Origin of the sequence: Lysobacter sp. ESA13C, from assembly GCF_019970005.1 — a bacterium.
Classification (GTDB): domain Bacteria; phylum Pseudomonadota; class Gammaproteobacteria; order Xanthomonadales; family Xanthomonadaceae; genus Lysobacter; species Lysobacter antibioticus_B.
This window is the reverse complement of record NZ_JAHXYK010000012.1, coordinates 120,953-134,863: the sequence shown is the minus strand read 5'-3', so window position 1 is coordinate 134,863 and position 13,911 is coordinate 120,953. Positions and strand designations below refer to the sequence as shown.

The window sequence follows — 13,911 nt, the reverse complement described above, 5'->3', positions numbered from 1 at the left end:
CCGGTCATGAATACGTATGCATAAACCGCAGCGGGCGCGATCGCTTGCCTAACATGCGCCTCAGACCGATGGCGTACGTCGCCTAGGCAACCGCAGCACGCCGCAGTGCGCGCGCGGACGGCACACAGCTACTGGAGGGGAGCATGTCGAGAACGAACCGGGCTTCATCGAACCAACAACGCCACCTGTTGACCGTGGCACTGGCCTCGTTCGGCCTGTGCAACTCGTGGACGGTCTGGGCGGCGGATGCGCCCACCGCGCAGGACGCCCCGGCCGCGGCCAGCGCCGAAGCGGCGCCGACGAGCGCGGCGCACGAACTCGACGCGGTCCAGGTCACCGGCAACCGCCGCGTGCAGTCGATCCAGAAATACGCCGGCACGATCCAGTCCTTCAGCGGCGAGGATCTGACCAAGCTCGGCATCAACACCGATTTCCGCAACCTGCAGGCGGTGGTACCGGGCCTGCAGATCACCCGCCAGGAAGGCAAGTACGAGATCTTCCTGCGCGGCATCGGCGCGGCCGACTCGGACTTCTCCTCCGACCCGTCGGTGGCCACTTATTACAACGGCATCTACCTGCCGCGTCCGCGCTCGATCGGGCCGATGTTCTTCGACGTCGACCGCATCGAGGTCAACAAGGGCCCGCAGGGCACGGTGCGCGGCCGCAATGCGACCGGCGGCTCGATCAACGTGATCTCCAAGCGCCCCGAACTGGGCGTGACCAGCGGCGGCCTCAAGGTCGGCGCCGGCAACCACGACTTCACCACCGCCGAGGGCGTGCTGAACCTGCCGATCGGCGACACCTTCGCCCTGCGCGCGGCGCTGTTCGACGAGGAGCGTTCTTCCTACATCAAGAACGGTTATCCCAGCTCGTTGTTCCCGGCCGAAGGCCCGGGCGCGCTCGACAACCAGGCCGCGCGCCTGTCGATGCTGTGGGAGCCGAACGACAAGTTCTCGGCCTACGTCATGCTCGACAAGGTCAGCGAGCGCGGCACCGGCGATCCGGGCCTGTTCGCCGAACGCGGCCTGGCCGCCGGCTACGACATCGACGACCTGTCCGACCCGTTCCGCCAGTACTTCCGCACCCAGGGCAAGACCAGCAACGACATCGAAGGCGTCGCCGGCACCTTCACCTATGCCTTCAACGATGCGGTGTCGGTGGAGTTCAACACCTCCTACCGCAAGTACGAGTTCGACAACCGCAACGCCTCGCGCGAATGGCAGCTCGGCCCGGTCTATCCGGGGTCCGAACGCGAGGCCTATCACAACCCCGAACGCCTGGCCTGGTACGACACCTTCTACCAGTCCGACAAGTCCAGCTCGACCATCAACGAGCTGCGCTTCTTCGGCGACACCGGCAAGCTGATCTGGTCGGCCGGTCTGTTCAATTACGAAGAGAAGTACGACTACACCTCCTGGGACGTCGGCAACGGCTATTTCGGCGACTGCGACTGGTGGCGTCCCGGCACCGTCTGCGGCTGGCAGGACGGCCTGGGCGGCGAGAACCGCGGCGACGACTCCAAGGTCGAGTCGAACGCGGTCTATGGCGATTTCAGTTTCGCCGCGACCGATTCGCTGCGTCTGATCGGCGGCGTGCGCTACACCCGCGACAAGAAGACCGCGCGCGAGTCCAACGTCAAATATCAGTTCGTGATTCCGGAAGAACTGTTCCAGCAGTTCACCGGCCAACCGATCAACACTGCCACCAATCCCTACACCACTGGTCTGGTACTGGGTTCGCCCGGCTTCCAACTGGCGCCTCCCGGCCGCCGCGGCGGCGGCGACCCGAGTATCTGCACCGGTTGGTCGCCGGCCGAGCTGCGTTGCGGCCCGGGCGCGAATTCGCTCGACTATTTCCTCGGCGGCATCCAGAACTTCGGCGCGCAGGACAACTGGTCTCAGTTCCTGACCCGCAACCGCGACCAGATCGACGTGATCGTGCGTTCCGACTTCCCCGGCGGCAAGAGCGTGGACGTCTACGAGGACAGCTACGTCGACTGGCGCGTGGGCTTCGAGTACGACCTCAACCCGCAGGTGATGCTGTACGGCACGGTGTCGACCGGCACGCGTTCGGGCGGCATCAACCGTCCCCTGCTGCTCAACGACGGCAGCGCGCTGGCGCCGACCTTCGAGCCTGAAGAACTGACCTCGTACGAAGCCGGCATCAAGGGCGATTACCTGTGGGGCGAGACCCCGGTGCGCCTCAACGCCTCGGTGTTCTACTACGACTACCAGAACAAGGTGCTGCAGAACCTGATCGACGTGCCGGCGCCGACGCCGACCAACCCGAACGCGACCAGTCGCCAGGTCTTCAACGACAACGCCGCCAACGCCAGCGTGCTCGGTCTCGAGCTCGAAGGCCGGGTCGGCCTGCCGCACGGATTCAACCTGGGCTACAACTTCACCTACCTCGACGCGACCTTCGACGACTCCAAGGTGCTCGACACGCGTTCCGGCGGCCTGGGCCTGATCGTGCCGCTCGACGGCAACCGCCTGCCGAACACCTCCAAGTACAACGCCAACCTCAGCCTGTCGCAGACCATCGACATCGGCCGCGGCGCGCTGAACTCGTTCGACTGGACGATCAACCTGACCTACCGCTCCGACTACTACCTGACCGCGTTCAACAGCCGCGGCTTCGGGTTGGACGCGGCCGGCAACGTCATCGAGATCCCGCTGGCCGACATGCCGTTCAACAACGGCTCCAACCCGGCCGCGGGCGGCGGCCCGGCCAATGGCATGGCGATGCGCGACGACGTCGGCGGCTTCACCACCGTCAACGTCTCGGCCGGCCTGAACTTCGGCGAAGACAGCCAGTTCCGCATCGACGGTTTCGTCTCGAATCTCACCGACGAGGTGTATTCGGGCAAGGGCTTCGTCAACAACGCGACCAACATCCGCTACCTCAACACCCCGCGGATGTACGGGATCCGGTTCTCGTCGCAGTTCTGAGACCGGAAGCGGAAGCAAAATCCCAAGGGCGAGAGCAAATCCCCCCTAACCCCCCTTTGTCAAAGGGGGGAAGGGAACGTGGTTTCGGGTGGAGCGTTGTCGTTTGCATAGCGCTCCGTTGCCCGAACAGCGCCGCTCCGCTCGTCTTCCCCCTTTGACAAAGGGGGATCGAGGGGGATTTGCTTCTCCCGCCACCGCGTCGCCTCACCGCGCGGCGCTTCATGCCAGTATCGAGCCCATGACCGAACGCACCGAGCGCAGCGCCACGTCCCGCAAGCCGCAGCTGTCGTTCTGGCAGATCTGGAACATGTGCTTCGGCTTTCTCGGCATCCAGTTCGGCTTCGCCCTGCAGAACGCCAACGTCAGCCGGATCTTCCAGAGCCTGGGCGCGCCGATCGACGACATCCCGATGCTGTGGATCGCCGCGCCGCTGACCGGGCTGATCGTGCAACCCATCGTCGGCTATCTGTCCGACCGCACCTGGACCGGCCTCGGCCGCAGACGCCCGTATTTCCTGATCGGTGCGGTGCTCGCCACCCTCGCGTTGTTGGCGATGCCCAACTCGCCGACCCTGTGGATCGCCGCCGGCCTGCTGTGGGTGCTCGACGCCTCCATCAACATTTCGATGGAGCCGTTCCGCGCCTTCGTCGGCGACCAGTTGCCGACCTCGCAACGGCCGAGCGGCTATGCGATGCAGAGCTTCTTCATCGGCGTGGGCTCGGTGGTCGCCAGCGTGTTGCCGTTCGCGCTCGCGCACCTGGGTGTGGGCAATACCGCAGGGCCCGGCGAGGTGCCGGACACGGTGCGTTACGCCTTCTATTTCGGCGGCGCCGTGCTGCTGCTGTCGGTCGGCTGGACCGTGCTGCGCACCCGCGAGTATCCGCCGGACGCTCTGCAGTCCTTCGACGACGCTTTGCCCGAACCGCCGCGGCCGAACCGTGACCGCGTGCGCTGCGCGCTGTTCGGCGCCTCCTGGCTGACGGTCGGCGGTCTGGTCGCCACGACCATCTCGATGTGCGGGCTCGATCGCCAGTTGTACGTACTGGCCGGCCTGATCGGCGCGTTCGGCCTGGCGTTGATGGTGCGCGGCATGATCGGTGCCGGCGGCGGCTTCGCCACGGTCATGGACGATTTGCACTCGATGCCTGCGACCATGGTGCGCCTGGCGGTGGTGCAGTTCTTCTCCTGGTTCGCCCTGTTCGCGATGTGGATCTACACCACGCCGGCGGTGACCCAGCTGCATTTCCACAGCAACGACACCACCTCGGCGGCCTACAACGAAGGCGCCAACTGGGTCGGCGTACTGTTCGCCGCCTACAACGGTTTTGCCGCGCTCGCGGCGGTGGTGATCCCGTGGATGGTGCGGCGCTGGGGCCTGCGCTGGAGCCATCTGTGCAACGTCAGCCTCGGTGGGCTGGGCCTGATCTCGATCGCCCTGATCCGCGATCCGCAATGGCTGCTGCTGTCGATGCTCGGGGTCGGCTTCGCCTGGGCCTCGATCCTGTCGCTGCCCTACGCTCTGCTGTCCGACAGCGTGCCGGCGACCAAGATGGGCGTGTACATGGGCATCTTCAATTTCTTCATCGTCATCCCGCAATTGGTCGCGGCCAGCCTGCTCGGTTTTTTGCTGAAGACCTTCTTCCACGGCGAACCGGTCTGGGCCCTGGCGATCGGCGGCGTCAGCCTGTTCGTCTCCGGCCTGTGCGTGCTGTGGGTGCGCGAACCCGGCACCGGAGCGGCGGCATGAGGGTCTTGACGCTCGCTGCGCTCAGTCTCGTCCTCGCCGGTTGTGCGCACGGCGCACGCGACACCGCGCCGGCACGCGAGTACTACGGCACGCTCGAACCGATGGCCAGCGATGCGGTGTACTTCGTCGTCACCGATCGTTTCGTCGACGGCGACCCGTCCAACGACCAGCGCGAACAGGGCGGGCCGGACCCGGGCACGCGCAGCTTCAATCGTCCGGTGCCCGGTATGCCGGTCGGCGAGAGCGACAACATCGGTTACCTCGGCGGCGACTTCAAAGGCCTGCTCGACAACGCCGGCTACATCCGCGACATGGGCTTCGGCGCGGTCTGGCTGACTCCGATCGTCGACAACCCGGACCAGGCCTTCACCGGCGGCGACGCGGTGACCTGGGGCGGCGCCTTCCAGGATCGTGGCAAGACCGGCTATCACGGTTATTGGGGCGTGGATTTCTATCGTCTCGACGAACATCTGCCGAGCCCCGGGCTCGATTTCGCCGGCCTCACCCAAGGGCTGAAGCGGCACGGCCTCAAGACCGTGCTCGACATCGTCGCCAACCACGGCTCGCCTTCGTTCACCATGCCGGCCGACCAGCCCAAGTACGGCGAGATTTACCGCGACGGCGTGCTGGTCGCCGATCACCAGAACCTGGCGCCGGAGCAACTCGACCCGGCGCGCAATCCGCTGCATCGGTTCTTTCACGCGCAGAAGGACCTGGTGCAGTTGTCGAACCTCGACGACACCAATCCGCAGGTGCTCGACTATTTCGTCGGCGCCTACTCGCAATGGATCGACCAGGGCGCCGACGCCTTCCGCATCGATACCATCCGGCACATGCCGCATGCATTCTGGAAAGTCTTCGCCGAGCGCATCCGCGCCAAGCGTCCGGGCTTCTTCATGTTCGGCGAAGCCTTCGACTACAAGGCAGAGAATATCGCGCCCTTCACCTGGGCCGAGAACGGCGGCATCAGCGTGCTCGATTTTCCGCTCAAGGAGGGCTTGGCCGAGGTATTCGGGGTCAAGGAGGCGGGCTACGAGCGCTTATCCCCGCGCCTGTACCTGCGCGACGGCCCGTACGCGAACCCGTACGAGCTGATGACTTTCTACGACAACCACGACATGCCGCGCCTGAGCGCGAGCGACGAGGGCTTCATCGACGCGAACAACTGGTTGTTCACCGCGCGCGGCATCCCGGTGATCTATTACGGTTCCGAGATAGGCTTCGAGCGCGGTCGCGCCGAGCATGCCGGCAACCGCAATTATTTCGGCCAGGAACGCATCGACGCCGCCAAGGCGCATCCCATCCATGCCGCGCTCAAGCGCATCGCCAAGGTTCGCGAGGCCTCGCCGGCCTTGCAACGCGGCCTGCAGCTGAATCTGCTGCTGCGGGGAGAGCGCGCCGCGTTTTATCGTGTCTACCAACACGCTGGGCAGGCGCAGATCGCCCTGGTGTTGCTCAACAAGAGCGAAGGGCCGAATACGTTCTGGATTAGCGATTACCTGCAGGCCGGGCGTTGGCGCGCGGCGCTCGGCGGCGGCACGGTCGAGGTCGGCGAGGACGGTGTGATCGAGGCGATCGTGCCGGGGCATGGGGTCGAGGTGTATCTGCTTGATGCGCCGGTGCGGCGGGCGGATTTGACGGCGGCCTTGGATGAGGCCATGGCGCATGCGCGGCGGCGTTGAGCCGCGATCTATGGCGTGTCGTCTTTCCCTGTAGGAGCGGCGTGAGCCGCGACCACGGGACGCGGATAACTAAAGATGCCGACATCGCACATCGAAGCGATGTGCTGGCGCAGGGTAGGAGCGGCGCAAGCCGCGACCGCGCTGTAACGGGTTTGCGGCGTCTCGTTCAAGCAAGATCGGGATCAAACGCTAAAAGCTTCCGCCACTAAAGCGGCGGGTTACTTTCTTTTGTCTAAAGCAACAAAAGTCCGTCTGGATTCCCTTCGGTCAAAGGTAACCAAAGAAGTTGCTTCTTTTTGAATCAAGGGCCCGCACGATCGATGCCGACGCAGGGATTTTTCATACGGGACATCCCTGTCCCGATGAAAAACGGCGCGCATCCCTGCGCGCCGCCCTCCGGGTCTTCTACTGCCGTCGCTAGTGCGAATCGGCGCACAGCAACAGAAAAATCTTTACACCAACACCAACACCAACACCAACACCAACGCCAATCACGACATTCCTGCCCGAAGGATTCCCCCTTTTGAAAAAGGGGGGGAGGGGGGATTTGCTTTTGCTCCGCCCCAACTACCGCCGCCCTCACTCCGCGCCGCAGGATTTGCGTACCACCAGCGTCGTGGGCAGGCGGATGCTGTGCGCTTCTTCGTCGCGGACCAGCTTCATCAGGGTGTCGACCAGCAGTTCGCCGGCCTGTTTGGTGTCCTGGAAGATCGTGGTCAGGGGCGGGTGGGCGACGCGGGCCATGGGGATGTCGTCGAAGCCGATCACCGAGACGTCTTCGGGCACGCGCAGGCCGTGTTCGGTCAGGGCGCGCATGGCGCCGAGGGCGATCAGGTCGCTGGCGGCGAACACGGCATCGAAGGGCAGGCCGCGCGCAAGCAGTTCGCGCGCGGCGTCGTGGCCGGCGTCTTCGGAGCTTTCGGCGTCGACCTGCAAGGCGCGGTCGAGGGGCAGGCCGGCTTCGTCGAGGGCGCGCTCGCAACCGAGGAAACGATCGAGGAATTCCGGGTAATGACTGGAAGCGTCGCCGAGAAACGCGACCCGGCGCCGGCCCAGGCCGACCAGATGGGCGCCGGCCTGATGGCCGCCGCCGACGTTCTCGCAACCGATCGACAAGCCCGGCTGATCGGGCAGCACCGCGCCCCAGCGGACGAAGCGCGTGCCCTGTTCGACCAGTTTCTGCAGCTTGCCCTGGTAGGCGAGGTAGTCGCCGTAGCCGAGCAGGATCAGGCCGTCGGCCTTCATGCTGTCTTCGTAGTCGGCGGCCCAGTCGTCGGACAGTTGCTGGAACGAAATCAGCAGGTCCTGGCCGTGGCGCGCGCAGGCGCGGGTGATCGAACCGAGCATGGACAGGAAGAACGGGTTGATGTGCGACTCGTCCGGGGTCGGGTCCTCGAACAACAGCATCGCCAGGGTGCCCGAGCGCTGCCGGCGCAGGCTGGAGGCGTGGCGGTCGACCTTGTAGTTGAGCTCGCGCACCACCGCTTCCACGCGCTTGCGGGTGTCGGCGTTGACCAGCGGGCTGCCGCTGAGCACGCGCGACACCGTGGCCTGCGAAACGCCGGCGAGGTGGGCGATGTCGACCGAGGTCGCCTTGGACTTCTTGCGCATGGCGCTGAGTGTAGCTGTGAAGCCGGGGCTCGGGACTGAGCGCTCGCTTCTAGCCGGCAGCTAAGCTCTTGATTCCCGATTCCTGCCCCTAATCCTCCAGCCGCGGGTCCATCCACCCGCGCAAGGCGTCGACGGCGGTATTGATCGCCACGATCAGCGCGCCGATCACCAACACCACGCCCAGGACCAGGGTGTAGTCGCGGTTGAGCGCGCCCTGGACGAAGTAGCGGCCCATGCCGGGAATGCCGAACACCTGTTCGACCACGGCCGAGCCGGTGACCACGTTGATCAGCGCCGGCGACAGCCAGGCCACCACCGGCAGCAGCGCCGGCTTCAGCGCATGTACGAACAGCAGGCGCGTTTCCGACAGGCCGCGCGCGCGTGCCGCGCGCAGGTAGTCGGCCGACAGCACGTCGAGCATCGAAGCGCGGGTCAGGCGCGCGCAGTAGGCGATGTTGGGCAGGGCCAGGGCGATCACCGGCAGCACCACGTTGTCCCATTCGCCCCAGCCGCCGGCCGGCAGCCAATGCAGGGTCACGGCGAACAGCAGCACCAGCAGCGGCGCGACCACGAACTTCGGGATCGCCAGGCCGAGCCCGGCCAGCAACATCAGGGCGCGGTCGGTCCAGCCGCCGGCACGCAGCGCCGCCCACACGCCCAGGCTCACCCCGAGCAGCAATGCCAGCAGCAGGGCCAGGCCGCCGTTGAGCGCCGACACCGGCAAGGCGTTGGCGATCAATTGATTGACGGTGTAGTCCGGGTATTGGAACGACGGCCCGAGGTCGCCGCGCGCCGCGTCGCCCAGCCAGGCCAGGTATTGCATCGGCAGCGACTGGTCGAGCCGGTACTGCGCATCGAGCGCGGCCTGCACTTCCGGCGGCGCGACTTTCTCGGCGTCGAACGGCCCGCCCGGGGCAGCGCGCAAAAGCACGAAGCACAGCGTCGCCAGCAGCCACAGGGTGATGACCGCTTCCAACACGCGCGAGCCGAGTCGGGCGATGACGGGATGATCGCTGCGGTTATCGGTGCCCATCAGACGGTCACGTCGAACAATCGGCCGACCAGGGACGCCGCGGCCATCGCCAACGCACCCCAGAACGCCACGCGCGCGGCGCCGCGCAGGATCGGCGCGCCGCCGGCCCAGGCCGCGAGCCCGCCGGAGATCGACAGCGCCACCAGGGTGGTCGGGATCGCGACCGCTTCCAGGCGCCCCGCGGGCGCCGCCAGCACCGCGGCGATCGGCAAGGCGGCACCGACGACGAAGGCCAGGGCCGACGCGAGTGCGGCTTGCACCGGGCGGGCGCGCAAGGTCTCGGTGATGCCGAGCTCGTCGCGGGCGTGGCTGCCGAGCGCGTCGTGCGCGGTCAGCTGGCGCGCGACTTCCTGCGCCAACTCCGGGGTCAGCCCGCGCTGGACGTAGATATGGGCGAGTTCGGCTAACTCGCTGTCCGGATCTTCTCGCAGTTCGCGCCGCTCCACCGCGATGTCGGCGCGCTCGGTGTCGGCTTGCGAACGCACCGAGACGTACTCGCCGGCGGCCATCGACATAGCCCCGGCGACGGTGCCGGCGATGCCGCTGGCGAGGATGGTCGCCGGCGACGCACCGCTGGCGGCCACGCCGACCACCAGTCCGGCGACCGAAACGATGCCGTCGTTGGCGCCGAGCACCGCCGCGCGCAGCCAGCCGACGCGGTCGGAGCGGTGCGTCTCGGAGTGGCGGCCGCGCGCTTGCGCTTGGGCGGAAGGGGCGCGTGGGGTCATGGCGTCAGGCTCAGCCAGCGGCTCGCGTGCCGGTCCAGCGCGTTCGACTCGAAGCCGCGCACGCGTTGCGACACCAAGTGCTTGGAGCTGTAGAAATACAACGGAATCGCCGCGTCGTTGTTGAGCAGGCGCTGCTCGGCCGCGCGCAGCCAGGCGTTGCGCGCGGTTTCCGACTTCGCCGCATCGGCCTTGGCCAGGCGCTCGCGATAGGCCGCGCTGTCGTAGCCCATCCAGTTCAAGGGGCCGTCGCTGCCGAACGCGGCCAGGAAGTTGCGCGCGTCGGCGAGGTCGCCGATCCAGCCGCCGCGGAACACCTGGGTGATGGTGCGTTGCTTGCGGTTCTGCACGAACACTTTCCATTCCTCGTTGCGCAGGCGCACCTGCACGCCGAGGGTCTGCCGCCACATCGCCGCGACCGCCAGGGCGAGGCGGCGGTGCGGCGTCGACGTGTTGTAGCGCAGCTCGATCACCAGCGGCTTGTTGCTGGAATAACCGGCGTGGCGATACAGCGCACGCGCATGCGCTTCGCGCTGCGCTTGCGGCCGCGTCGCCCAAGTCGTGGTCGCCGGCGTGTAGCCGGCGATGCCGGGCGGCACGATGCCGTAGGCCGGGGTTTCGCCCAGGCCGGTGACGTAGCGGGTGAGCTTGTCGCGATCGATCGCCATCGACAGCGCGCGGCGCAGGGCCAGAGCGCGGTCGTCGCAGTGCTGGGTGGCGCAGGCGTCGCTGCGGAACGGCGGCCGGGTGACGTTGAGCCCGAGCCAAAACGCGCCGAGGTAAGGCGACAGGCGCAGTTGCGAGCCGAAGCGCGCGCGCAGCGAGGCCAGCGGCTGCGGCGGCACCACCTCGGTGATGTGCAGGTCGCCGGCGGCGAAGCGTTGCAGCTCGGCGGCGGCGTCCTCGGTGACCTGGAAGCGCACGCGTTCGATCGCGACCGCCGCGGCGTCGTGGAAGCGCGGGTTCTTCTCCAGCAGCAGATTCGCCTGCGGCGTCCACGCCGCGAGCCGGTAAGCGCCGTTGGACACCAGTTGCCCGGGCCGGGTGTGCTGGGCGCCATGCTGCTCCACGGCCGGCAGGTACACCGGAAACGCGATCGGCAGGGTCAGCAAGGCCGGCAACGAGGCGCTGCGGTTGAGCCGGAAGCGAACGCTGCGCGGGTCCGGCGCCGACACCCCGAGCCGTTCCGGCGGCAGCTTGCCGGCCTGCACGGCTTGGGCATTGTCGAGCGCGTCGAACAATTCGCCGAACGGCGCCGCGGTGGCCGGCGCGAACGCGCGGCGGAAACTGGCGACGACCTGGCCGGCGTCGATCGGCTCGCCGTTGCTCCAGCGCAAGTTGTCGCGCAGGACGAAGGTCCAGCTGCGGCCATCGGCCGACACCGACCAGCGCTCAGCCATGCCCGGCACCAGGCGGCCGCGCGCGTCCTCGGTCACCAGGCCTTCGTACAGATCGCGCAGGACGTTGCCGCAGGCGACTTCCTGGCAACGGTGGGCGTCGAGCGTGCTCGGTTCGGGGCCGTTGCCGCGTTCCAGTTGCGATGGCGCCGCCTGCGCCAGCGCCGCCGGTGCCCACAGCGCTCCCCACAGCAGCGCCCTCGACAGAAGGGACCCAACCACGCGCACCCCCGACAGGGGCATTCCTAGCAGATCGGCCAGCGACACGGCTGCACCATAGCGTTGCAAGGCGGGCGTTGTTCGGTGCAAGGCTGGGTCTACACTGCCGGGGTCTTGCGATTGTAGGCGACGTCCCGCATATCCAGACCGTGATTCAGACGATGTTGCAAGCGGCCGGCCTTCGTACAGCGAGGCGCCGGCCGTGGCCGCTGGACCGTTTCGCGACGGCCGGCGGCCCTCCGCGCCAGATGCGCGAGCAGGGCATCCCGCCTTGCAGCAGGTTTTACCAGCGAGGTGGATGTGTCCGGTCCCAGCCAAGTCAAAGATATTGAGATTCCCGATATCAAGGGCGGCGGTCGCGCCATGCTCGTCGAGTACCTGGCGTCGGGCGCGCGCCCGGACTCGGACTGGAAGATCGGCACCGAGCACGAGAAATTCGGCTTCCGCACCGACGACCTGCGCCCGCCGACCTTCGACGGCGAGCGGGGCATCGAGGCCTTGCTGAAGGGGCTGGTCCAGTTCGGCTGGACGCCGGTCGAAGAAAAGGGCCGGGTGATCGCCCTGACCCGCGACGAGGCCTCCGTCTCGCTGGAGCCGGCCGGCCAACTGGAACTGTCGGGCGCGCCGCTGGCGACCCTGCACGACACCTGCGTCGAAGCGGCGACCCATCTGCGCGAAGTGCGCACGGTGGCCGAACCGATGGGCCTGGGCTTCCTCGGCATGGGCTTCCAGCCCAAATGGCGCCGCGACGAGATGCCGTGGATGCCGAAGGGCCGCTACAAGATCATGCGCGAGTACATGCCTAAGGTCGGCTCGCTCGGCCTGGACATGATGACCCGCACCAGCACCGTGCAGGTCAACCTCGACGTGCGCGACGAGGCCGACATGGTGCGCAAGTTCCGCGTCTCCCTGGCCCTGCAGCCGATCGCGACCGCGCTGTTCGCCGACTCGCCGTTCACCGAGGGCAAGCCGAACGGCTATCTGTCTTATCGCTCGCACATCTGGACCGACACCGACCGCGACCGCACCGGTCTGCTCGACTTCGTGTTCGAGGATGGTTTCGGTTACGAGCGTTATGTCGACTACCTGCTCGACGTGCCGATGTACTTCGTCTACCGCGATGGCGAGTACATCGACGCCAGCGGCCAGTCGTTCCGCGATTACCTCGACGCCAAGCTGCCGGCCTATCCGAACCAGCGCCCGACCCTGAAGGATTGGGCCGACCACACCACCACCGCGTTCCCGGAAGTGCGTTTGAAGAAGTACCTGGAGATGCGCGGCGCCGACTCCGGCCCGTGGAACCGCATCTGCGCCTTGTCGGCGTTCTGGGTCGGCCTGCTGTACGACGCCGAAGCGCTCGATGCGGCCTGGGACCTCGTGCTCGATTTCACCCCGGCCGAGCGTCATGCCTTGCGCGACGGCGTGCCGCGGCATGGGTTCCAATTGCCGTTCCGCGACAGCAACGTACTCGAACTGTCGCGCCGCGCGCTGGAGATTTCCGCGCACGGGCTGAAGCGTCGCGCGCGTTTGAACGCTAATGGTGCCGACGAGTCGATCTACCTGGAACCGCTGATGGAATTCGTCGCGATGGGCAAGAGCCCGGCCGAGCGCAAGCTCGAGTTGTTCCATGGGGCGTGGGGTGGGAATGTGGATCCGGTGTTCAAGGAATTCGCGTACTGAGTTCGCTCGGCGGAGCGCACCCTCGGTCGCGGCGACATAGCCCCTGTAGGAGCGGCGTGAGCCGCGACCACGGAACGCGCAGAGGGTGCATCGCCTTCGTCGCTGATCGAAACCTCGAAGCTATCGCAGGGTAGGAGCGGCGTCCTACTGGATTTCCTTCGGTCACAAGCCGCGACCGCGCTATCTCGGTTTCGCGTCGTCATCGGCCGCAGCTTCGTTGGAACTGTGCGTCGCCCAGCACTCGCGAAGGCAATCGAAGACCCGGAGGGCGGCCCGCAGGGATGCGGGCCGTTTTTCATCGGGACAGGGATGTCCCGTATGTAGAGCCCTGCGTCGGCACCGCTCGTGCGGGCCTGTGATTCAAAACAAAAGCAACTTCTTTGGTGACTTTTGACCGAAGGGAATCCAGACGGACTTTTGTTGCTTATGACAAAAGAAAGTAACCCGCCGCTTTAGTGGCGGAAGCTTTTGGCGTTTGATCCTGATCTTGCTTGATCGCTTCGAAGCGAGACCATCACAGTGCGGTCGCGGCTTGCGCCGCTCCTACTCTTTGAAGCGGCGACCACGACGCCCTGATCTCGCGTCGCTTCCGACTGGAGCCCAGGGTAGGAGCGACGCAAGTCGCGACCACGTCCTGGCGGCCTCCGGCGCAGCCTCAAGCAGGAGCAAAGCTTCCGTCCGCTAACGCGGCCGGGTTACTTTCTTTTGCTAAGCCCAAAAGAAAGCTAACCAAAGAAAAGGGCTCTCCTTGCAAGGGCACAGGCCACGAGTGCGGCGCTGTCGCCGGGATTTTTCGATAAGACGTCCCTGTCTTATCGAAAAACGGCGCACGTCCTGTGCGCCGCCCTCCGGGTCTCCACTGGACC

At 66.6% G+C, this 13,911-nt stretch carries 8 protein-coding genes; 4 read left to right on the top strand and 4 right to left on the bottom strand.

Going from position 1 to position 13,911, the window contains the following annotated elements; translation table 11 throughout:
• The first annotated feature begins 143 nt into the window (after positions 1 to 143).
• The 3 genes from LC490_RS20770 to LC490_RS20760 all read left to right on the top strand — a co-directional run bounded on the left by LC490_RS20770 (position 144) and on the right by LC490_RS20760 (position 6,380).
• Positions 144 to 2,951, top strand: a complete 2,808-nt coding sequence (locus LC490_RS20770) for a TonB-dependent receptor (RefSeq protein ID WP_081931326.1) — start codon at positions 144 to 146, stop codon at positions 2,949 to 2,951.
• A 238-nt stretch (positions 2,952 to 3,189) separates the two neighbouring features.
• Positions 3,190 to 4,698, top strand: a complete 1,509-nt coding sequence (locus LC490_RS20765; protein ID WP_223621465.1) for an MFS transporter — start codon at positions 3,190 to 3,192, stop codon at positions 4,696 to 4,698.
• Complete coding sequence (locus LC490_RS20760; RefSeq protein ID WP_223621464.1) at positions 4,695 to 6,380, top strand: alpha-amylase family glycosyl hydrolase; 1,686 nt, start codon at positions 4,695 to 4,697, stop codon at positions 6,378 to 6,380. The genes LC490_RS20765 and LC490_RS20760 overlap by 4 nt, the downstream gene beginning before the upstream one ends.
• Positions 6,381 to 6,959: 579 nt before the next feature.
• Here the strand turns inward: LC490_RS20760 and LC490_RS20755 are convergent.
• From LC490_RS20755 to LC490_RS20740, 4 genes are all read right to left on the bottom strand, one after another.
• Positions 6,960 to 7,991, bottom strand: a complete 1,032-nt coding sequence (locus LC490_RS20755; protein ID WP_223621463.1) for a LacI family DNA-binding transcriptional regulator — start codon at positions 7,989 to 7,991, stop codon at positions 6,960 to 6,962.
• 88 nt (positions 7,992 to 8,079) lie between these two features.
• Positions 8,080 to 9,024, bottom strand: a complete 945-nt coding sequence (locus LC490_RS20750; protein ID WP_223621462.1) for an ABC transporter permease subunit — start codon at positions 9,022 to 9,024, stop codon at positions 8,080 to 8,082.
• Positions 9,024 to 9,752: a VIT family protein gene (locus tag LC490_RS20745; protein ID WP_223621461.1), complete on the bottom strand. Its 729-nt coding sequence runs from the start codon at positions 9,750 to 9,752 to the stop codon at positions 9,024 to 9,026. The genes LC490_RS20750 and LC490_RS20745 overlap by 1 nt, the downstream gene beginning before the upstream one ends.
• Positions 9,749 to 11,368, bottom strand: coding sequence for a peptide ABC transporter substrate-binding protein (locus LC490_RS20740; protein ID WP_223621460.1), 1,620 nt, complete (start codon positions 11,366 to 11,368; stop codon positions 9,749 to 9,751). The genes LC490_RS20745 and LC490_RS20740 overlap by 4 nt, the downstream gene beginning before the upstream one ends.
• Positions 11,369 to 11,728: 360 nt before the next feature.
• Here LC490_RS20740 and LC490_RS20735 point away from each other — a divergent pair, with 360 nt between their 5' ends.
• Positions 11,729 to 13,045: a glutamate--cysteine ligase gene (locus LC490_RS20735; RefSeq protein WP_081931328.1), complete on the top strand. Its 1,317-nt coding sequence runs from the start codon at positions 11,729 to 11,731 to the stop codon at positions 13,043 to 13,045.
• The last annotated feature ends 866 nt before the right edge of the window (positions 13,046 to 13,911 follow it).